Below are 20,829 nucleotides of genomic sequence, written 5' to 3' on the forward strand. Positions count from 1 at the left end.
GCGGTCGTCGGCGCGGCGGTGGGCGCCGCCGCCGGGCTGCGGCGCAAGCGGAGGGCGGCGGCCGCGCCGGAGCGCGCGGCGGCCACCGCGGCCTTTCGCGAGCCGTCCGGGACGGATCCCGAGGGCTACTTCGTCGCGCGCGTGCGAGGGGAGGACGCGGTGCGGGGGGCGCCGCACCCGATGCGCGAGGAGGAGGAGGGCACGTCGTACGAGGAGGGGGAGGCGCCCACCCCGTTCGACGAGGGGCTCGGGGATCTCCCCACGACCTACGACGAGGACGCGCTCGTCGCGCTCGCCCGGGATCCACGCTCGCTCTACGTGTACTGGGATCACTCCGCCGGGACGGTCGAGCGGGGGTTCGGCGGCCTCGACCGCCCGCGCGCGCAGCTCTGGGTCTTCGCGCGCTCCGGCGAGCGCTGGGAGCGGGTGCGGGTGATCGAGTTCGACCTCGAGTCCCGCGGCTACTACCTCCACGACCTCGAGCCCGGCCGCGCGTACCGCGCGGAGATCCACGCGGTGGACCGGCTCGGGCGCGAGCGGCTCGTCGGCCCCGGCTCGAACGAGATCGGGCTGCCGCCGGTCGGCCCGTCGTCGCTGATCGACGATCGCTTCATCCGGATCCCGTGGGAGGTGCCGCTCGGGCGCCTCCTCGGCCCCGGCCACGTCGGCGGTCCGTTCTCGGAGGAGGCGCGGGCGATGCTCGCGCGCCTCTCCGACTGGTCGCGCTTCGCGAGCAAGGCGGTGTGGGGCGGCAGCGCGGGCGCGCCCGGCGAGCGGCCGTCGTCGCCGATCTCCGCCCCGTCCTCGCCGAGCGGGCCGCCCGGGCGCGGGGGGGCGAGATGAGCCAGGATGTCCTGGGCTACCTCTCGCTCCAGCTCCACGCCCACCTCCCCTTCGTTCGTCACCCCGAGTACGAGCAGTTCCTCGAGGAGGACTGGCTCTACGAGGCGATCGGCGAGACCTACCTCCCGCTCCTCAAGATCTTCGACCGGCTCACCGACGAGGGCGTGCCGTTCCGGATCTCGATGACGATGACGCCGCCGCTCGTCGCCATGCTCCGGGACGAGCTGCTCGTGTCGCGGTTCGCGCGACGCCTCGACGGGCTGTGCGAGCTCGCCGACCGGGAGGTGCACCGGACCCGCCACGACGCCGCGTTCCACGGCCTCGCCCTCCACTACCAGCAGGAGTTCCGCGAGCTGCGGGCGCTGTTCACGGATCGCTACCGGCGCGATCTCGTCGGCGCGTTCCGGCGGCTCGAGGACGCGGGGCGGCTCGAGATCGTCACCTGCGCCGCCACCCACGCCTTCCTGCCGCTCATGCAGCGCCACCCGGAGGCGGTCCGCGCGCAGATCCAGGTGGCGGTGACCCACCACCGCCGGCACTTCGGCCACGATCCGGTGGGCATCTGGCTCCCGGAGTGCGGCTACTACCCCGGCCTGGACGCGTTCCTCGCCGAGGCCAACATCCGCTACTTCTTCGTGGACACCCACGGGGTCACCGACGCGACGCCGCGCCCGCGCTACGGCGTCTACGCGCCGATCTACACGCCCACCGGTCCCGCGGCGTTCGGCCGGGACCCCGAGTCCTCCATGCAGGTCTGGAGCGCGGAGTCGGGCTACCCGGGAGATCCGGACTACCGGGAGTTCTACCGGGACGTGGGGTGGGACCTCGACTACGAGTACGTGAGGCCGTACATCCAGCCGACGGGGCAGCGGAAGAACGTCGGCATCAAGTACTTCCGCATCACCGGGAAGACCGCGCACAAGGAGCCCTACGATCCGGCGCGGGCCCGCGAGCGCGCGGCGACCCACGCGGGCAACTTCCTGTTCAACCGCGAGCGGCAGATCGAGCACCTGTCGTCGCGCATGGGCGGCGTCCGCCCCATCGTCGTGTCGCCGTACGACGCCGAGCTCTACGGCCACTGGTGGTACGAGGGGCCGGCCTTCATCGACTACCTCGTCCGGAAGACGGCCTACGACCAGCGCGTGTTCCGCCTCGCGACGCCCGGCGACTACCTGAAGGAGAACCCCGAGCAGCAGATCGCGGTGCCGCCCCTCAGCTCGTGGGGCGCGGGGGGCTACGCCGACGTGTGGCTCGACGGCTCGAACGACTGGATCTACCCGCACCTCGACCGGGCGGCCGAGCGGATGATCGCGCTCGCCCGCGACTACGTGCAGCCGGGCGAGCTCGAGCGGCGCGCGCTGAACCAGGCCGCCCGCGAGCTCCTCCTCGCGCAGTCCTCCGACTGGGCCTTCATCATGAAGACCGGGACGATGGTGGACTACGCGATCCGGCGGACCAAGGAGCACGTCCTGCGGTTCACGCGGCTGCACGACCAGCTCCGCGCCGGCACGATCGACGCCGAGTGGCTCGGCCACGTCGAGGCGAAGGACAACATCTTCCCCGAGCTCGACTATGCGGTGTACCGGCCGCGCGCGAGCCCGTAGGGGGCGCCCCGCTCGCCGCCCGCGGCGCCCAGCCGCCCGCCCGGGAAGCGGCGGGCCGCGGCGCGCGTTCTCGCGTTGACGGACCCGCCGGGGACGACTAGCCTCCCGCCACGTTTCCCCCGGAGATCCTTCGAGATCCAGCGAGCTCGCGCACCCCGATGGCAGAAGACCTAGGAACGACCGAGCGCGAGATCATCGCGCAGAGGCAGAAGAAGGCCGAGGCCCTCCGGGCGCTCGGCGTGAACCCCTTCGGGAACGGCTGGCAGCCGGTCCACCTCGCCGCCGACGTGGTCGCCCGCTACGGCGACGCGCCCGCGACCGAGATCGCGAAGGATCCCGGCGCCTGGTCGATCGGCGGCCGGGTCCTCGCCGTCCGGTCCTTCGGGAAGGCCGCGTTCCTGCGGGTGCGCGATCGGTCCGCGGAGCTCCAGGTGTGGGTGAAGCGGGACCGGGTCGGCGAGCGCGCGTTCGAGGTCTTCAAGCTCCTCGACGTCGGCGACATCGTCGGCGTGGAGGGCCCCGCCACCCGGACCAAGACGGGCGAGCTCACGATCGAGGCGACCACCTTCACCATCCTCACGAAGGCGCTCCGTCCGCTGCCGGAGAAGTGGCACGGCCTCGCCGACGTCGAGCAGCGCTACCGGCAGCGCTACCTCGACCTGGTGGTCACGCCTGGCGTCCGCGAGGTGTTCGTGAAGCGGGCGCGGATCATCTCGGGCATCCGGCGCTTCCTCGACGAGCGCGGGTACCTCGAGGTCGAGACGCCCACGCTGCACAAGCCCGAGGAGGCCGGCGGCGCCGCCGCGCGGCCGTTCGAGACGCACCACAACGCCCTCGGCCTCGACCTCAAGCTCCGCATCGCGACCGAGCTGCACCTCAAGCGGCTGGTGGTGGGCGGGTTCGGCCGCGTCTACGAGATCGGCCGGATCTGGCGGAACGAGGGGATCGACCGCCGCCACAACCCGGAGTTCACCTCCATCGAGTTCTACCAGGCGTACGCGACCTACGACGACCTGATGCGGCTCACCGAGGAGCTCTTCCACCGGCTCGCGGTGGAGGTCACCGGCTCCGCGAAGATCACCTTCGACGGGCAGGCGCTCGACCTCACGCCGCCGTACCCGCGCGTCTCGATGCTCGAGGTCGGCGCGCGGGTGCTCGGCCTCTCGCCCGAGGACGCGCTCGCCGGCCGGGGGCTCGCGGAGGCGCTCGGCCGCGCCGCGGCGCGGGAGGACGTCTCCGGGAGCGCCTGGAAGCTCGAGCAGGCGGCCAAGAAGTCTCCCGGCGAGGCGATCGCGCTCGCGTTCGAGATCTTCGGCGAGCCCCAGCTCCCGAAGGACCGCCCCACGTTCGTGGTGGACTTCCCGCTCGCCACCAGCCCGCTCTCCCGGCGCCGCGACGCCGATCCCCGCCTCGTGGACCGCTTCGAGCTGTTCGTCGCGGGGATGGAGATGGCGAACGCGTTCTCGGAGCTGAACGATCCCACCGATCAGCGCGCCCGCTTCGAGGCGCAGATGAAGGCCAAGGCGGCCGGTGACGAGGAGGCGATGCCGTACGACGAGGACTTCGTCCGCGCCCTCGAGCACGGCATGCCGCCCACGGCCGGCGAGGGCATCGGCATCGATCGGCTCACGATGCTCCTCGCGGACGCGCCGTCCATCCGCGACGTGATCCTGTTCCCGCTCCTGAAGACCCGCGAGTAGGCGGCCACGCGCCGCCGCGACACCGTGACCGGCTCTCCCTCCGACTCCTCCTCCCCGGTCCCCGCCGCCGCGGCGACGCCCGGCCTGGCGCCCCCGGCCGCGCCCGCCGCCGGCCACCCGGCGCCGCCGGTGTTCTCGGTCCCCGCGTTCCTCCTCGCGGTCACCGGCCTGCTCGGCGCGGCCGCCGTCGCGCCGATCGCCCACGCCCTGCTCGCCGACCGGCTCGCGCTCCCGCCGGCGCTGGCCACCGGCCTCACCGCGCTCGCGAGCGCCGCGTTCGCGGCGGCGCTCGGCGTGGCGGCCGGCTGGCTCGCCCGGCGGCTCGCCTTCTACGAGATCTCGGTCGCGATGCTCCTGTGGAGCGCGCTCGTCGCGGCGGTGATGGCGGCGCCGCGGCTGCGCGCCGGGGTCCCGGCGGTGCAGGCCCTGGAGGCGCAGGGGACGCTCGTGGCCGTGCTCGGGCTCCTCGGCGCGGGCGCGCTCGCCTCCGTCGCGGTCTTCGCGGGCACCTCGATCGCCTACCTCCTCGCCGGGGCGGGGCGGGTGGACGCCTCGCTCTCGTACGAGCTGTTCGTGGCGCGGAGCCACCTCCGGCTGTCGCCCCGGACGCTCGCCGGGCTGTTCGCGATGGTGATCACCGGGCTCCTCCCCGGCCTCCTCCTCGCCCTGGTCTGGTCGCTCGTCCGGAACGCGAAGGAGCGCCGGGCCTACCGCCGCGGCGAGCTCTGGAACCGGCCGCGGATGCCCGCGACGCTCCTGATGACGCTCATCTCGATCGGCGGCGTCGCCATCGGGGTGTGGGCGCTCACGGTGGTGCTGTCGGTGATGAGCGGGTTCGAGGCGGATCTCAAGAGCAAGATCCTCGGCCACACCGCGCACGGGATGGTGCTCACCTACGGCCAGGACGAGTTCGGGGACTGGAAGGCGGCGCGGGAGAAGACGCTCGCGGTGAAGGGCGTCGTGGGCGCCACCCCGTTCCTCTACAACGAGGTGATGCTCTCGACCGGCCAGAACCTGACCGGCGCGATCCTGAAGGGCGTGGACGTCGCCACCATCGGCACCGTCACCGACCTCCCGGGCAGCATCCAGGACGGGCGGCTCGATGCCCTCGTCCACCCGGAGCGGATCCCGACCGCCTCGCGGTCGCCGGACGAGGGCGCGGCGGAGCGGCCCCGCGCCGGCCACGTCCTGCCCGGCATCGTGATCGGCCGCGAGCTGGCCCACTCGCTCCGCGTGTTCGTGGGCGACGAGGTGAACGTCGTCTCGCCCTTCGGCGATCTGGGACCGGCCGGGCCGCAGCCGAAGAGCCGGCCGTTCCGCGTGGCGGCCATCTTCTACAGCGGGATGTACGAGTACGACGCGAAGTTCGCGTACCTCGACCTCGCGGAGGCGCAGCGGTTCTTCGGCGTGGGCGACACCGTGACCGGCCTCGAGATCAAGGTCCGGGACGACGGCCAGGCGAAGGCGGTGCTCGGGCGGATCGTCTACGCGCTCGGCGGCTGGCCGTTCCGCGCGAAGGACTGGAGCGAGCTGAACCGGAGCCTCTTCTCCGCGCTGCAGATGGAGAAGGTGGTGATGGCGGTGATCCTCGGCTTCATCGTCCTCGTCGCGAGCTTCATCATCGTCGCGACGCTGATCATGCAGGTGCTCGAGAAGCGGCGCGAGATCGCCGTGCTCAAGTCGATGGGCGCGGGCGTGCCGAGCGTGATGAAGATCTTCGTCATCGAGGGCGTGACGATCGGCGCGGTCGGCACCTTCTTCGGCCTCGTCCTCGGCCTCGGGACCTGCCTCCTCGTGGAGAAGGTGGGGATCCCGCTCGATCCGGAGGTCTATTACATCTCGAACCTGCCGGTGGTGATCGACCCGGGCCAGTTCGCGCTCGTCACGCTCGCCACGCTCGTCCTGTCGTACCTCGCCACCCTCTACCCGGCCACCAAGGCCGCGCGCCTCCACCCGGTGGACGGCCTCCGGAGCGAGTAGCCATGGCCACGGCACCGCTCGTCCGCATCGAGGGGCTCGGGAAGACGTTCCTCATGGGCGACAAGCGCCTCGAGGTGCTGCGCGGGATCGACCTCGAGATCGCCCGGGGCGAGCTCGTGGCCCTCACCGGCCCGTCCGGCGCCGGGAAGAGCACGTTCCTGGCCCTCCTCGGCACCCTCGACGTCCCGACCCGGGGTCGGATCCTGTTCGACGGCGAGGACGTCTTCGACCGCGGCGAGGAGGCGCTCGCCGAGTTCCGGAACGACACCATCGGCTTCGTCTTCCAGAGCCACCACCTCCTGCCCGAGTTCACCGCGCTCGAGAACGCGATGATGCCCGCGCTGATCCGCCGGCTGCCGCGCGCGGAGGCCCGGCGCCGCGCCGCCGAGATGCTCGAGCTCGTGGGCCTCGCCGAGCGGATGGAGCACCGCCCGGGCGAGCTGTCCGGCGGCGAGCAGCAGCGCGTGGCGCTCGCGCGCGCCCTCTGCCTCCAGCCGAAGCTCCTCCTCGCGGACGAGCCCACCGGCAACCTCGACCCGCAGACGGCGGAGGGGATCCACCTCCTGCTCGCCGACCTGAACGCGCGGATGGGCGTCACGGCGGTGGTGGTCACGCACAACGAGCGGCTGGCGGCGGCGCTTCCGCGCAGGCTCCGGCTCGTGCAGGGACGCCTGGCGTGATCGGCTGCGCCCCCCGGCCCGGCGCCGAGGCGAGGTGGGACACGAGAGTGTTTGAGGTTTTCGGCCCCCCGGTCTAGATTCCCCGGCTCCGTGATCGGCTCCGACACGCGCGTCCGCTGCTCCATCGCTCTGGGCGTCCTCGCGGCGCTCGCCCTGGCCGTGGCACCCGCGGCGCGGGCCGAGGTCGCCGGGGATCCCGTCGTCAAGGCGATCCGGATCGAGGGGAACCGTCGGGTCGAGGCGGACGCGATCCGCGCCGCCATCTCGCAGAAGGTGGGCGAGCCGCTCGACCCGGCCAAGGTCGACAACGACATCCGGGCGATCATGAAGCTCGGGTTCTTCTCCGACGTGACGGTGGACGCGGAGGACCTCGAGGCCGCGCCGGTCCTCGTGTACCACGTGACCGAGCGGCCGACGGTCCGGAGCGTGAAGGTCGTCGGGAACGAGGCGCTGTCGAAGGACGACCTCAAGGACGCGATGGAGCTGAAGCCCTTCGCCGTCCTGGATCTCGGCCAGGTCCGCAAGGACGTGAAGAAGATCCAGGCCAAGTACGTCGAGAAGGGCTACTTCCTCGCGGACGTCTCGTACCGGATCGAGGACCTCCCGGACAACCAGGTGGACGTCGTCTACGCCGTCGCCGAGAAGGCGAAGGTGCAGGTGAAGGAGATCCGCTTCCTCGGCAACGCGCACGTGCCGAAGGAAGACCTCACGGCGTACATGCAGACGCAGGAGGGCGGCCTCCTCTCCTTCATCACGTCGCAGGGCACGTACAAGGAGGACGCCTTCCAGCACGATCTCCAGGCGGTCCAGTTCGTCTACATGGACCGCGGGTTCGTGAACGTGAAGGTCGGGAAGCCCGCCATCGCGCTCTCGGCGGACCGGCGCTACCTCTTCATCACCATCCCGATCGAGGAGGGCGAGCAGTACACGATCGGGAAGATCAAGTTCTCCGGCCAGCTCCTCGACCAGGAGCCGCGGCTCCGCAAGATCCTCCGCTCGAAGCAGGGCGAGCTCTTCCAGCGCTCGAAGATCGGCGCGGATCTCTTCGCGATCGGCGACGTGTACAAGGACATGGGGTACGCGTACGCGAACGTCGTCCCCGTCACGAACGCCGACCCGAAGACGCGGACGCTCGACCTGGACCTGGAGATCCAGCCCGGCCCGAAGGTCACGTTCGAGCGGATCGAGGTCGTCGGCAACGACAAGACGCGGGACAAGGTGATCCGGCGCGAGCTGCGCATCGCGGAGGGAGAGCTCTACAGCGCCACCGGGATCAAGACGTCGAAGCAGCGCGTCACCGCGCTCGGCTTCTTCGAGACCGTCGAGATCACCACGCGGAAGGGGAGCGCCGACGACAAGATCGTCGCGGTCGTCGAGGTGAAGGAGCGCGCCACCGGCACGTTCCAGATCGGCGCCGGCTTCTCCTCGTACGAGAACTTCATCCTCACCGGCCAGATCAGCCAGAACAACTTCTTCGGCTGGGGCCAGACGCTCTCGCTGCAGGTGCAGTGGTCGTCCATCCGGCAGCTCGGGCAGCTCCAGTTCGTCGAGCCCTACTTCCTCGACACCCGGTGGACGTTCGCCTTCGACCTCTACGCGACCGAGGGCTACTACACGAACTTCACCCGGCGCGCGATCGGCGGGTCGGTGACCTGGGGCTACGAGCTGGCGGGCCTCGCGCCCTGGTGGGGGTTCGCGCGGAACCTCGAGGACATGCGGCTGTTCGCGACGTACACGAACGAGCACGTGAACGTCTCGGCGGCGAACACGTCCGTCCTCCTCGCGAACCAGTTCAAGTCCGGGAACACCAGCTCGGTCCGCCTGTCGCTCCAGTGGGACCGCCGGGACAACCGGCTCTTCCCGTCCAACGGCTGGTTCGCGTCGGCCAGCGCCGAGTTCGCCCCGCCGGTCCTCGCGCCGAGCGCGATCTTCGGCGACGCGGTGAACCTGTTCACCCGGTACGCGGTGGACGCCCGCTACTACCGGCCGGTGTTCCTCGGCCTCATCGCGCGGGCGAAGCTGACGCTCGGCTGGATCAAGGACTGGGACAAGGACCACCCGGTCCCCATCTCCGAGAAGTACTACGTCGGCGGCATCAACTCCCTGCGCGGCTACCGGTTCCTCTCGATCGCGCCGACCGAGGACGTCGGCTGCAACCCGAAGAACCCCGGCGGCGGCCTCTGCTCGATCACGGTGGGCGGCGACAAGCAGGCGATCCTGAACCTGGAGCTCGAGTTCCCGATCTTCGAGAAGGTGGGCGTGCGCGGCGTCGTCTTCGCCGACGCGGGCAACGCCTTCCCCTCCGGGAAGTTCTACGATCCGAACGTCTCGCTCTCGCTCTTCAAGTCGGTCGGGTTCGGGCTGCGCTGGTTCAGCCCGATCGGCCCGCTCCGGTTCGAGTGGGGCATCCCGCTCGACCGCCGGAAGGACAGGCAGACGGGCGCCTACATCGACGCGCCGCTCGACTTCCAGTTCACGATCGGCAACTTCTTCTGATCCGATGAGGATCTGAGTCCGCAGCACCCACGTCTGGAGCACGCCATGCGCACCACGCTTCGCCTCGCCGTCCTCGCGCTCGCCCTCGCCGCCCCCGCCGTCCGGGCCGACACGAAGATCGGCTACGTCGACCTGCAGCGGGCGATCCGCGAGGTGGACGAGGGCCGCGCCGCCACCGCGGTCCTGAAGAAGGACTTCGACGAGAAGCAGCGGCAGCTCGACGGCCGGCGGGCCGAGTTCGAGAAGGCGAAGGCCGACTTCGACAAGCAGTCCGCGCTCATGAACGACCAGGCGCGCCGGCAGAAGGGCGCCGAGCTCGAGAAGAAGGCGATGGACCTGCAGCAGCTCTTCGTGCAGCTCCAGAAGGACCTGTCCACCCGGGAGCAGGAGGTCACGCGCGGGATCGTGGAGAAGATGACCGTGCTCGTCCGCGAGATCGCCGAGGGCGACGGGTTCACGATGGTCCTCGAGCGGAGCGACGCCGGCATCGTGTACGCGCAGCAGTCGCTCGACCTCACCAACGAGCTCGTCCGCAAGTACAACGCGCGCCACCCCGCCTCCGGCGCGAAGAAGGCCGCCGCGCCGGCCCCCTCCGGCAAGAAGAAGTAGGTGACGCCGTGACGTTCACGATCGCGGAGCTCGCCGAGCGCGTCGGCGGCGAGGTGGTGGGGGACGGGTCCCTGGTCGTCGAGGGGATCGCCCCGCTCGAGACGGCCACCCCGAACCAGATCTCGTTCTTCTCGAACAGGAAGTACCGGAAGGCCTTCGAGGCCTCGCGCGCGGGCGCGGTGGTGGTCGATCGCGGCACGGAGGTGCCGGCCGGGCGGACGGTGCTCCGGTCCCCGAACGCGTACCTCGCGTTCGCGAAGATCTCGACGCTGTTCCACCCGCCCGTCGAGGCGCTGCCCGAGGTGGCGCCCGAGGCGTTCGTCCACCCCACCGCGAAGGTCCACCCCAGCGCGCAGGTGATGCCCCTCGCGTGCATCGGCCCGGGCGCGGAGGTCGGCGCCCGCACGATCGTCCACCCCGGCGTCCAGATCGGCGAGGGGGCGCGCGTCGGCAGCGACTGCCTCCTGTACCCGAACGTCGTGATCCGCGAGCGCTGCGTCGTCGGGAACCGGGTGATCCTCCAGCCCGGCTGCGTCATCGGCGGCGACGGGTTCGGGTTCGCGCTCGACCTCGAGGGCGAGGGGCAGGGCCCCCGGCACTTCAAGGTCCCGCAGGTCGGGATCGTGGTCATCGAGGACGACGTCGAGATCGGCGCGAACAGCTGCGTGGACCGGGCCACGCTCGGCGCCACCCGCGTCGGCCGCGGGGCGAAGATCGACAACCTCGTCCAGATCGCCCACAACGTGGAGGTCGGGCCGCTCTCGATCCTCGCCTCGCACGTGGGCATCTCCGGCTCGACCAAGCTCGGGATGGGCGTCGTCGCGTGGGGGCAGGCCGGCATCGTGGGCCACCTCACCATCGGCGATCGCGCGGAGATCGTCGCCCAGTCGGGCGTCACCGAGGACGTCCCGCCCGGCCGCCGCGTCGCCGGGTCGCCCGCCCGCCCGGACGTGCAGTGGGCCCGGAACTCCGCCGTCTTCGATCGCCTCACCGAGATGCACCGCGAGCTCCGCGCCCTCCGCAAGGAGGTGGACCGGCTCCGCGGGCAGGGGAAAGGAGAACCATGAGCACCGAGACGTCCGCCAAGCCGGTCCTCGACATCCAGGGGATCCAGCGATACCTGCCGCACCGCCCGCCGTTCCTCCTCGTGGACCGGGTGGTCTCCTTCGAGAAGGACGCGCACCTCGTGGCGTGGAAGGGCGTCACGATGAACGAGCCCTTCTTCCAGGGCCACTTCCCCGGCCACCCGGTGATGCCGGGCGTCCTCATCCTGGAGGCCCTGGCGCAGGCCGCCGCGCTCCTCGCCCTCATGTCGATGCCGCCCGGGGAGACGGACCGGAAGGTCACCTACCTCATGAGCATCGACGGCGCGCGCTTCCGCAAGCCGGTCCTGCCCGGCGACCGGCTCGAGCTCCACGTCGAGGTGGTGAAGCACAAGGGGCAGGTCTGGAAGCAGAAGGGCGTCGCGAAGGTCGACGGCCAGGCCGTCGCCGAGGCGGAGTTCATGGCGATGCTCGCGGACCGCGAGCCCGAGCAGTAGGAGGTACCCGTGGCGATTCACCAGACCGCCGTCGTCGAGCCGGGCGCCGAGGTCGATCCGTCCTGCGACGTCGGCCCGTACGCGGTCGTCGGCCCACACGTGAAGCTCGGCCCGGGGAACACCCTCGCGCCGCACGCGGTCGTGATCGGCCGGACGACGGTGGGCGCGAACAACCGCTTCTTCTCGCACTGCGTCGTGGGGGGCATCCCCCAGGATCTGAAGTACCGGGGCGAGCCCACCACCCTCGAGATCGGCGACGGGAACACCTTCCGCGAGTTCGTCTCCGTGAGCATCGGCACCGCCGGCGGCGGCGGGGTCACCCGGATCGGCTCCGGCAGCCTGCTCATGGCGAACAGCCACATCGGCCACGACTGCCAGGTCGGCGACGGCGCGATCATCGCGAACTCCGTGGCGATCGCCGGGCACGTGCTCATCGAGGATCACGTCCACTTCGGCGGCCTCTCGGCGTGCCACCAGTTCTGCCGGATCGGCCGGCTCGCCTTCGTCGGCGGCATGACCGGCGTCGGGATGGACATCGCGCCGTACTGCACGGTCGCGGGGAGCCGGGCCGAGCTCGCGGGCCTGAACACCATCGGCATGCAGCGCGCCGGGATGACCGAGGAGCAGATCGCCCGGGTGAAGCAGGCGTACAAGATCGCGTTCCGCTCGAACCTCGGCCTGGCCGAGGCGATCGCGCAGCTCGAGGCGGAGCTCGCCGGGCACCCCGAGACCGATCACTTCATCGCGTTCCTGAAGGGATCGCAGCGCGGCATCACGCGATAGCATGGCGACCATCGGGCTCATCGCGGGCGGCGGCCGCTTCCCGCTCCTCTTCGCCGAGAGCGCGCACCGCGCCGGCCACCGCGTCGTGGCGATCGCGCACCGCAACGAGACCGATCCGGCGCTCGCCGACGCGGTGGACGCGATCACCTGGGTGAAGCTGGGCCAGCTCGGGCACCTCCTCGAGGCGCTCAAGGCCGGCGGCGCGGCGGAGTCGGTGATGCTCGGCGCGATCACGAAGCGCCGCTTCTTCGCGGACGCGATGCTCGACGCGACCGGCCTCAAGGTGCTGGCCCGGGTGGCGATCCGCTCCGACGACAACCTCCTCCGCGCCATCGCCCGCTTCCTCGAGGAGGAGGGCGTCCCGATCGCCGACCCGACGCCGTACCTCGCGGACCGGCTCGCGCGGCCCGGCGTGATGGGCCGGCACGCGCCCACCGCGGAGGAGCTCGAGGACGCGCGCTACGGGCTCGAGCTCGCGCGCGGGATCGGGCGGCTCGACCTCGGCCAGACCGTGGTCGTGAAGGACCGGATCGCGCTCGCGGTGGAGGCGCTCGAGGGGACCGACGCGTGCATCCGCCGCGGCGGCGAGCTGGCGCGGTCGGGCGGGTTCGTGGTCGTGAAGGCCGTGAAGCCGAACCAGGACCGCCGCTTCGACCTGCCCGCCGTGGGGCCGGACACGCTCGACGCGCTCCGCGAGGCGAAGGCGCGGGTGCTCGCCGTGGAGGCGGGGGCCACGCTCATGATGGACCTGGCCGCGATGGTGGAGCGGGCGGACCGGGCGAAGATCGTCCTCCTCGGCGTGGAGTGATGGCCTGGGCGCGCGACGAGGCGGGCGGGGTGGTCCTCGAGATCCTCGTCCAGCCGCGCGCGTCGCGGACGCGGGTCGTGGGCGAGCACGACGGGCGGCTCAAGATCCAGCTCGCCGCCCCGCCGGTGGAGGGCGAGGCGAACGCGGCGCTGGTGGAGTTCCTCGCCGGCGCGCTCCGCGCGCGGAAGGCGGACGTCGCGATCGTCCGCGGCGACACCGGCCGGAGGAAGACGGTCCGGGTGGCGGGGGTCACCGCCGCGGCCGCGGTCTCCGCGCTCGGGGGGTGAGGGGCAGGCGAGGAGAGTCCGGGCCTGCCGCGGCGAAACCATCCCGTCCCGTGCCCGTCACCGTGCCCGTGCCCGTCACCGTGCCCGTGACCGTCCCCCGTGCCCGCCTCCCGCCTCCCGTGTGCCCTGGCCCGTGATCCGAGGACCGCGTCGAACCACGGGAGCCGGGCCACGGGCCACGCGACCCGGGGCACGGGTCACGGAGAAGACGGTGACGGTGACGGGCACGGATGGCGGAGTGCAGGCGCCCATGCGGCCGCGCGTGCGTCTCGTGGGCGGCCGGGCGAGCGATCGAGCCGCGGCCTTCCGACGCAGGGGCATGGGGCACCGCAGGCGACGTCGCCGAAATCGGAAGTTTTTTGGGGGACGCGACCTGTTCTAAGATGCGATCCCCCTATGACCCATCGGTTCATCGCAGCCTGCCGCCGCGAGCCCGTCGACCGCATCCCCGTCTGGATGATGCGTCAGGCCGGCCGTTACCAGCCGTCCTATCGCGCCGTTCGCCAGAAGGTGAGCTTCCTCGAGCTCTGCCGCTCGCCCGAGCTCATCGCCCAGGTGACGATCGCCCCGATCGACGAGCTCGGCTTCGACGCGGCGATCGTGTTCTCCGACATCCTCGTCCACCTGCCGGCGATGGGGCTCGACCTCTCGTTCGAGAAGGGCGAGAAGGGCAAGGGCGACGGCGGCCCCCGGATCGCGAACCCGGTGCGCACGCGCGCCGACGTGGACGCGCTGAAGATCCCGGATCCGCAGAAGGATCTGCCCTACGTCCTCGATGGCGTCCGGGCGATCCGGCGCGGCCTCGCCGGGCGGGTGCCGCTCATCGGCTTCGTCGGCGGTCCGTTCACGGTGGCGAGCTACGCGGTCGAGGGCGGGAGCCAGGGCTTCACCCGGCTCAAGACGATGCTCTGGGCCGATCCGAAGGCCGCGCACGCCCTCTTCGAGAAGCTCACCCGGGCGGCCATCGTCCAGCTCGAGGCGCAGATCGCCGCGGGCGCCGAGGCGGCGCAGATCTTCGAGAGCTGGCTCGGCGAGCTGGCCCGCGAGGACCTCGAGGAGTTCTCGTTCCCGTACCTCGCGCGGATCGCCGAGGCGGTGCGCAAGGCCGGCGTCCCGTCGATCTTCTTCTCCACCGGGACGACGAGCCACCTCGAGCGGCTCGCCACGCTGGGCTACGACGTGGTCTCGGTCGACTGGCGGATCCCGATCGCGGACGCCCGCGCGCGCGCGCCCGGCGTGGCGATCCAGGGCAACTACGACTCCACCCTCCTCCTCGGACCGGTGGACAACGCCGTCGCCCGCGCGCGGGCCATGCTCCGGGCGGCCGGTCCGCGCCCGGGTTACATCTTCAACCTCGGCCACGGCATCCAGGTCGGCACGCCGCCCGAGACCGTGAAGGCCGTCGTGGACGCGGTCCACGCGTTCACCTGGAAGTGAGGCGAGGCCCGTGACCCAGATCCCCCCCGCGGAGCTCATCCACAAGTACGATCGGCCGGGCCCGCGCTACACGAGCTACCCGACCGCGCCGGAGTGGACGGACGCGTTCACCCCCGCGCAGTACGAGCAGCACCTCGCCCGCGCCGACCGGTCCACCGGACCGCTGTCGGTGTACGTGCACCTCCCGTTCTGCCGGGAGATGTGCCGGTTCTGCGGGTGCAACGTCATCGCGACGCACGACCGGAGCCGGGCCGACCAGTACCTCGACGTGCTCGAGAAGGAGGTCGCCCTCGTCGCCTCGCGGCTGAAGGACCGCCGGGCGGTGAGCCAGCTCCACTGGGGCGGCGGGACGCCCACGTTCCTCGACGAGAAGCAGCTCGTCCGCTGCCACGACATCATCGCGCGCCACTTCAGCTTCACGGACGACGCGGAGAAGGCCATCGAGATCGATCCCGCCATCACGCGGCGGTCGCAGATCGAGGTCCTCGCCCGCCTCGGCTTCAACCGGATCTCGATGGGCGTGCAGGACTTCGACGCGCGCGTCCAGGAGACCGTCGGCCGGATCCAGGGTGAGAAGGAGACCGGCGAGCTCGTCCAGGCGGCGCGCGACAACGGCTTCAAGGGCGTGAACCTCGACCTCATCTACGGCCTGCCGTACCAGACGCCGGAGACGTGGGAGCGGACCCTCGACCGGATCCTCGCGATGCACCCGGACCGGATGGCGGTGTTCGGGTTCGCGTACGTGCCGGCGTTCAAGCCGCACCAGCGGCTCCTCCCCCAGGAGGCGCTGCCGAAGCCCGAGCAGCGCGTGGAGCTGTTCCTCGCGACGGTCGAGGCGTTCACGAAGGGCGGCTACCGCCTCATCGGCCTCGACCACTTCGCCCTCGAGTCCGACGAGCTCTCGATCGCGCAGACCGGCGGCTACCTGTACCGGAACTTCCAGGGGTACACGGTCCGTCCGGCCGACGACACCGTCGCGTTCGGGATGACGTCGATCTCGGACATCGGCGGCGCCTACGCCCAGAACGCCCACAAGCTCAAGGACTGGGAGGACAAGGTCAACGCGGGCGTCATCCCGGTCGAGCGCGGCGCGTCGATGTCGCAGGACGACGTGATGCGCCGCTTCGCCATCAACCGGGTGATGTGCCTGCTCCGGCTCGACCTCCGGGAGATCGCCGAGAAGTTCGGCCCCGAGGCGCGGTCGGCGCTCGAGGCGGATCTGCGCGGCGGCGTGAAGGAGCTGCAGGACGACGGCCTCGTCACGTTCGACGGCGACGTCCTGAAGGTCCTGCCGCTCGGCCAGCTCCTGGTCCGGAACGTGGCGATGCTCTTCGACGCGTACCTCAAGAAGGCGAGCGGCAAGAAGCAGTTCTCGCGGACGGTCTGATCCCCGCCGGGGAAAGGGCGATCGCCGCACGCCGCCGGAGCCGACGCGTCACGGGAGCAGGGCACGCATGAGCCACACCGCCGTCTTCCTCATGAACCTGGGCGGGCCGCGGAGCCTCGACGAGGTCGAGCCCTACCTCTACGACCTGTTCTCGGACCCGCTCGTCGTCTCGGCGCCGTTCGGCCCCTTCCGGCCGCTCTTCGCGCGGCTCGTCTCGCGGACGCGCGCGCCCTCGTCGGCGGAGAAGTACGCCCTGATCGGCGGGAGGTCCCCGCTCGTCGAGGGGACGGAGGCGCAGGGGCGGGCCCTCGCCGCCGCGCTCGGGCCCGGGTACTCCTGCCACCTCGCCATGCGGTGCGGGCACCCCAGCACGGCGGAGGGCGTGCGCGAGGCCCTCGCCGCCGGCGCGACCCGCGCGGTGGCGCTCCCGCTCTACCCGCAGTACGCGAACGCCACGACCCGGTCCTCGCTCCTGGAGCTGCGCCGGCTCTGGCCGACGGACCGCGCGCTCGTCGAGGTCTGCACCTGGCACGATCACGAGGGCTACCTCGACGCGTCCGCGGCGGTGCTCCGCGAGACCCTCGCGCAGGTCCCGGCGGAGGAGCGGGAGCGCGTGCTCGTGGTCTTCAGCGCGCACGGACTGCCGATGAGCCAGGTCCGCAAGGGCGATCCGTACCCGCGGTACATCGAGCACTCGTCGCGGGAGACGGCCCGCCGCGCCGGCGTGGAGCGCTGGCAGGTGACCTACCAGAGTCGGGTCGGACCCACGCGGTGGCTCGGCCCCGACACCGTGCGGTGGCTCGCCGAGAACGCCCGCGACCGGGTGATCGTGACGGTGCCGATCGCGTTCGTGTCCGAGCACCTCGAGACGCTCTACGACATGGACATCCTCGCGAAGGAGGCCGCCGCGAAGGGCGGCGCGCACCGGTACCTGCGCGTCCCGGCGCTCGGGGCGCGGCCCGACTTCATCGCGGCGCTCGCCGACGTGGTGCGGCGGGGCGAGGCGCCCGGTCTCACGTGATCCGTCACCGTCACCGGCCTCTGCGTGACCCGTGAACCGGGTCGCGTGGCGCGTGGCCCGGTTCCCGTGGTCCGACGGCGACGTCGGATCACGGGCCAGGGCCACGGGAGGCGGGAGGCGGGCACGGGGAACGGTCACGGTCACGGTCACGGGGAACGGTCACGGTCACGGGGACGGGTTCGGGTTCGCGTTCGGTCACGGCGACGATCCGTGATCCGTGATCCGTGCCCGTCACCGTCACCGTCACCGGCCTCTGCGTGACCCGTGAACCGGGTCGCGTGGCGCGTGGCCCGGTTCCCGTGGTCCGACGGCGACGTCGGATCACGGGCCAGGGGCCACGGGAGGCGGGATGCGGGCACGGGGAACGGTGACGGTCACGGGGACGGGGACGGGTTCGGTCACGACGCTCCGTGATCCGTGCCCGTCACCGTCACCGGCCTCTGCGTGACCCGTGAACCGGGGCCCGTGGCGCGTGGCCCGGTTCCCGTGGTCCGACGGCGACGTCGGATCACGGGCCAGGGGCCACGGGAGGCGGGATGCGGGCACGGGGAACGGTGACGGTCACGGGGACGGGGACGGGTTCGGTCACGACGCTCCGTGATCCGTGCCCGTCACCGTCACCGGCCTCTGCGTGACCCGTGAACCGGGGCCCGTGGCGCGTGGCCCGGTTCCCGTGGTCCGACGGCGACGTCGGATCACGGGCCAGGGGCCACGGGAGGCGGGATGCGGGCACGGGGAACGGTGACGGTCACGGGGACGGGGACGGGTTCGGTCACGACGCTCCGTGATCCGTGCCCGTCACCGTCACCGGCCTCTCCGTGACCGTGAACCGGGTCCCGTGGCCCGGTCCCCGGGCCCGACCCGCGCGCTCACCCCACGCGGTTCAGCCGGTGCAGCACCTGCTTCAGCAGCTCGCTCCCCGGGTGCGCCTCGAGCCCGGCGAGCACGACGCGCCGGGCCTCGGCGACGTCGCCGCTCGCCTCCTCGGCGAGGGCGAGGACCGCCGTCGCGCGCGGGTGCTCGGGGGCGAGCGCGAGCGCGCGGCGCGCGTTTCGCCGCGCCTCGGCGATCCGCGCCGAGCGCGGCAGCACCGGGTCGAACAGCTCCGCGAAGCCCAGCATCGCGGCGTACTCCGGCTCCTTCCCGTTCCGCTCGACCGCCTCCCGGAGCGCCTGCACCGCCTCGGCGTTGCGCCGGGCCCGCAGCGCGTGCTCGCCGCGCCGGAGCGCGATCTCCGCGTCCGGGTCGATGCCTGGCCGGCGGACGCCGGTCAGCTCGAACCGGAGCAGGAGGAAGGACACGTACGCGCGCCGCTTCTCGTCGCTCGAGAGCACGCGGTACGCCGCGGTCACCTTGTCCTGCACCGCGGCGAGCAGATCCTCGAGATCGCCGACGTCGTACTCGGCGAAGCCGTCCGGGTGGAACCGGCTCGCCACCGCCTGGTACGCCCGCTCCACGGCGGCGGCGTCGGCGGCGAGGTCCACGCCGAGCGCGTGGAAGTAGGTGCCGGGGAGGATCTGGAGCGCCGCCTGGCGGAGCGACTCGGCGCGCTCGGGGGGGAAGGGCCTGCGGCGCCGCGGGGGCGCCTTCCCGTACGCGTCGTCCGTCTCCGGCGCCTCGTGGAAGACCACCGCGCCCACCAGCGACAGGAACCAGAGCAGGGAGAGCGCGTCCTTCAGCTCGCTCCGGCGCGCCTCGAGCCACTCGCGGGTCCGCGTCCGCCCGTCGAGGCCGAGCGCGAGCCGGAGGTCGGGCGCCCCGAGCGCCGCCGCCGGGAGCACCTGCTGGAAGTCGCCGCTCCGGACCGGGTAGGCGTCGGTGACCGACCGGAGCGCGTCGGAGAAGTGCTTCGCGGGGATCCCGGCGCGCGCGCCCTCGAGGATGGGCCTGAGCGGGGGCAGGTCCACGGCCTGCACGTCCGCGGCGAGCTCCGCGCCGGGGTGGAACCGCCACCGCCCCTCCTTCTGCCCCACCGCGCGGATCACCGTCGCCTCGAGGTGGGCACGGAGCGTGGCGAGGAGCGGCTCGCCGGGCTCGAGCACGCCGGCGGCGATGAGCGCCGCGCCGGCCGACAGGCCGCTCGCCATGGCGTCGAGGGCGGCCTGGTGCGCCGCCGGGTCCAGCCGCCCTGCGTCGCGGAGCCACCGGACGAGCGACTCGCCGGGATCGTCCGACTCGGTCGCGACCGGCACGCCGCGGAGGAAGAAGACGCGCCGCTCGATCCCGCCCTCCTCGAGCACCAGGGCGCCGTCGGAGAGCCCCCGCCAGAGCTGGTGGAGGAGCCGCGCGACGACCCCGGGCGTCACCTCGCCGCGCGCCGCCGGCGGGCGGGACAGCACGGTCGCGACGCCCTTCGGGCGCGCGCGCGCCGCGGCGCCGCGCGCGAGGAGGGCCTCGAGCTTCGCGACCAGCTCGCGGCCGGTCGGATCTGCGACGTACGCGTTCGCCTTGACGGAGAGGAACGCGGCGAGGCCGCGGGCCCGCCCGAGGTGCTCCAGGTCGGTCGCCACGAGGAGCACGCGCGGGTCCGCCTCGCGCAGGCGCGCCGCGAGCGCCGCCGCGTCCTCGATCGGGAGCGACGCGCCGATCACCGCCGCCTCCGGGCGGCGCGCCGCGTAGGCCTCGTACGCCGCCGCGGGGTCCCCGGCGGCGAGGACCTCGAACCCGGCGTCCGTCAGGTTGCGGGAGACGAACTCGCGCGTGGGCGCGTGCCCCTCGGCGAGCAGGATGCATGGCACGGCGGGGATTCTACGTGCGATCGGCCACACGACAAGACGCGAGCGACGCGCCCGGCGGCGGTGTACACTCCCGTCCTCCCGCGCGATGAAGGATCTCCTGCACCCCCGCCATCGCCACGCGCTCGCCGAGCTCGTCGGCGGGGATCCGCCGCGCAAGGTGCTGCTCGCCTTCGACTACGACGGGGTGCTCGCGCCGATCGTGAAGGACCCGGCCGGCGCCACCATGCGGGAGCGCACGCGCGCGCTCCTCGCCCGCCTGGTCCAGCGGTACCCGGTCGCGGTCGTGTCGGGGCGCGCCTGGAAGGACACGAACCGTTTCGTCGGGGGCGTGGTCCCCACCGTGGTCGGGAACCACGGGTTCGAGCTCGGCCGCCCGGTGCCCGTGCCGGCGGCGGTGCTGCGCCAGGTGCGGGCGTGGCGGCGGCGGCTCGAGGCCTCCCTCGCGGGGGTGCCGGGCGTCCACTTCGAGGACAAGCGCTCGACGCTGGCGGTCCATTACGGACTCAGCCGGGCCTGGCGCCGCGCCGGGCGCGCCGTCTACGAGGCGGCGAACCAGCTCGAGGGCACGCGCCTCATCCCGGGCAAGAAGGTGCTGAACGTCCTCCCGCGCGACTTCCCGTCCAAGGGCGACGCGGTCCGCGCGCTCGTCGCGGACCTCGGCCTCGACGCCGCGCTCTACGTCGGTGACGACGTGACGGACGAGGACGTCTTCGCGGTGGGGCCGCCGCTCGTCTTCGGCGTGCACGTCGGCGCCGGGCCGACGCTCGCGGAGTGGCGGCTCCGGACCCAGGAGGACGTGGACGTGCTGCTGCGCCTCCTCGCCGAGGCGCGGGAGCGCGCGGCGCGGTCTCCGCGCGAGGGCGGGCGGGCCCGCGCCGCGGCGGGGCGCGGGCGATGAGCCGGGCGCCGCGGCGGC

The 20,829-nt window shown here is 72.6% G+C and carries 17 protein-coding genes; 16 read left to right on the forward strand and 1 reads right to left on the reverse strand.

What is annotated here, in order from left to right; all coding sequences use genetic code 11:
• From MNZ27_RS18945 to hemH, 15 genes are all read left to right on the forward strand, one after another.
• Positions 1-843, forward strand: an 843-nt coding sequence (locus tag MNZ27_RS18945; RefSeq protein ID WP_242395660.1) for a DUF4912 domain-containing protein, incomplete at its 5' end; no start/stop codon positions are given.
• A complete protein-coding gene (locus tag MNZ27_RS18950; protein ID WP_242395661.1) occupies positions 840-2,447 on the forward strand; it encodes a glycoside hydrolase family 57 protein in 1,608 nt (535 codons plus the stop codon). The genes MNZ27_RS18945 and MNZ27_RS18950, both read left to right, overlap by 4 nt.
• Before the next feature lie 158 nt (positions 2,448-2,605).
• Positions 2,606-4,147, forward strand: a complete 1,542-nt coding sequence (gene lysS / locus MNZ27_RS18955) for a lysine--tRNA ligase (RefSeq protein ID WP_242395662.1) — start codon at positions 2,606-2,608, stop codon at positions 4,145-4,147.
• 24 nt (positions 4,148-4,171) lie between these two features.
• Positions 4,172-6,127 (forward strand): ABC transporter permease, encoded by a 1,956-nt coding sequence (locus MNZ27_RS18960; protein ID WP_242395663.1) that lies wholly within the window; start codon positions 4,172-4,174, stop codon positions 6,125-6,127.
• 2 nt (positions 6,128-6,129) lie between these two features.
• Entirely contained in the window at positions 6,130-6,807 is a 678-nt protein-coding gene (locus tag MNZ27_RS18965; protein WP_242395664.1) for an ABC transporter ATP-binding protein, read from the forward strand.
• Positions 6,808-6,897: 90 nt separating this feature from the next.
• Positions 6,898-9,303 (forward strand): outer membrane protein assembly factor BamA, encoded by a 2,406-nt coding sequence (gene bamA, locus MNZ27_RS18970; protein ID WP_242395665.1) that lies wholly within the window; start codon positions 6,898-6,900, stop codon positions 9,301-9,303.
• Between the two features lie 45 nt (positions 9,304-9,348).
• Complete coding sequence (locus tag MNZ27_RS18975) at positions 9,349-9,912, forward strand: OmpH family outer membrane protein (RefSeq protein ID WP_242395666.1); 564 nt, start codon at positions 9,349-9,351, stop codon at positions 9,910-9,912.
• An 8-nt stretch (positions 9,913-9,920) separates the two neighbouring features.
• Positions 9,921-10,979: a UDP-3-O-(3-hydroxymyristoyl)glucosamine N-acyltransferase gene (lpxD, locus tag MNZ27_RS18980; RefSeq protein ID WP_242395667.1), complete on the forward strand. Its 1,059-nt coding sequence runs from the start codon at positions 9,921-9,923 to the stop codon at positions 10,977-10,979.
• Positions 10,976-11,452, forward strand: coding sequence for a 3-hydroxyacyl-ACP dehydratase FabZ (gene fabZ / locus MNZ27_RS18985; protein ID WP_242395668.1), 477 nt, complete (start codon positions 10,976-10,978; stop codon positions 11,450-11,452). The genes lpxD and fabZ overlap by 4 nt, the downstream gene beginning before the upstream one ends.
• 9 nt (positions 11,453-11,461) lie before the next feature.
• The gene (gene lpxA / locus MNZ27_RS18990) at positions 11,462-12,235 is read left to right on the forward strand and encodes an acyl-ACP--UDP-N-acetylglucosamine O-acyltransferase (protein WP_242395669.1); all 774 of its coding nucleotides are present in this window, start codon (positions 11,462-11,464) and stop codon (positions 12,233-12,235) included.
• A gap of 1 nt (position 12,236) precedes the next feature.
• Positions 12,237-13,043, forward strand: coding sequence for an LpxI family protein (locus MNZ27_RS18995; RefSeq protein ID WP_242395670.1), 807 nt, complete (start codon positions 12,237-12,239; stop codon positions 13,041-13,043).
• Positions 13,043-13,330 carry a DUF167 domain-containing protein gene (locus MNZ27_RS19000; RefSeq protein ID WP_242395671.1) on the forward strand — a complete coding sequence of 96 codons (288 nt, stop codon included), beginning with the start codon at positions 13,043-13,045 and terminating at the stop codon, positions 13,328-13,330. The genes MNZ27_RS18995 and MNZ27_RS19000 overlap by 1 nt, the downstream gene beginning before the upstream one ends.
• A 396-nt stretch (positions 13,331-13,726) precedes the next feature.
• Entirely contained in the window at positions 13,727-14,767 is a 1,041-nt protein-coding gene (gene hemE, locus MNZ27_RS19005) for a uroporphyrinogen decarboxylase (protein ID WP_242395672.1), read from the forward strand.
• A 10-nt stretch (positions 14,768-14,777) separates the two neighbouring features.
• The gene (hemN, locus tag MNZ27_RS19010; RefSeq protein WP_242395673.1) at positions 14,778-16,154 is read left to right on the forward strand and encodes an oxygen-independent coproporphyrinogen III oxidase; all 1,377 of its coding nucleotides are present in this window, start codon (positions 14,778-14,780) and stop codon (positions 16,152-16,154) included.
• Between the two features lie 67 nt (positions 16,155-16,221).
• Positions 16,222-17,175 (forward strand): ferrochelatase, encoded by a 954-nt coding sequence (gene hemH / locus MNZ27_RS19015; protein ID WP_242395674.1) that lies wholly within the window; start codon positions 16,222-16,224, stop codon positions 17,173-17,175.
• A gap of 869 nt (positions 17,176-18,044) precedes the next feature.
• Here the strand turns inward: hemH and MNZ27_RS19020 are convergent.
• The gene (locus tag MNZ27_RS19020) at positions 18,045-19,913 is read right to left on the reverse strand and encodes a DUF4388 domain-containing protein (protein ID WP_242395675.1); all 1,869 of its coding nucleotides are present in this window, start codon (positions 19,911-19,913) and stop codon (positions 18,045-18,047) included.
• An 85-nt stretch (positions 19,914-19,998) separates the two neighbouring features.
• Here MNZ27_RS19020 and otsB point away from each other — a divergent pair, with 85 nt between their 5' ends.
• Entirely contained in the window at positions 19,999-20,811 is an 813-nt protein-coding gene (otsB, locus tag MNZ27_RS19025; protein ID WP_242395676.1) for a trehalose-phosphatase, read from the forward strand.
• The last annotated feature ends 18 nt before the right edge of the window (positions 20,812-20,829 follow it).

This window comes from Anaeromyxobacter oryzisoli, assembly GCF_022690765.1.
Taxonomy (GTDB): domain Bacteria; phylum Myxococcota; class Myxococcia; order Myxococcales; family Anaeromyxobacteraceae; genus Anaeromyxobacter; species Anaeromyxobacter oryzisoli.

Coding starts and splice junctions, on each gene's coding strand:
- MNZ27_RS19000 (WP_242395671.1), top strand. CDS start 13,043: ATGGCCTGGGCGCGCGACGAGGCGGGCGGGGTGGTCCTCGAGATCCTC.
- lysS (WP_242395662.1), top strand. CDS start 2,606: ATGGCAGAAGACCTAGGAACGACCGAGCGCGAGATCATCGCGCAGAGG.
- otsB (WP_242395676.1), top strand. CDS start 19,999: ATGAAGGATCTCCTGCACCCCCGCCATCGCCACGCGCTCGCCGAGCTC.
- MNZ27_RS18965 (WP_242395664.1), top strand. CDS start 6,130: ATGGCCACGGCACCGCTCGTCCGCATCGAGGGGCTCGGGAAGACGTTC.
- MNZ27_RS18995 (WP_242395670.1), top strand. CDS start 12,237: ATGGCGACCATCGGGCTCATCGCGGGCGGCGGCCGCTTCCCGCTCCTC.
- hemE (WP_242395672.1), top strand. CDS start 13,727: ATGACCCATCGGTTCATCGCAGCCTGCCGCCGCGAGCCCGTCGACCGC.
- fabZ (WP_242395668.1), top strand. CDS start 10,976: ATGAGCACCGAGACGTCCGCCAAGCCGGTCCTCGACATCCAGGGGATC.
- MNZ27_RS18950 (WP_242395661.1), top strand. CDS start 840: ATGAGCCAGGATGTCCTGGGCTACCTCTCGCTCCAGCTCCACGCCCAC.
- hemH (WP_242395674.1), top strand. CDS start 16,222: ATGAGCCACACCGCCGTCTTCCTCATGAACCTGGGCGGGCCGCGGAGC.
- MNZ27_RS18975 (WP_242395666.1), top strand. CDS start 9,349: ATGCGCACCACGCTTCGCCTCGCCGTCCTCGCGCTCGCCCTCGCCGCC.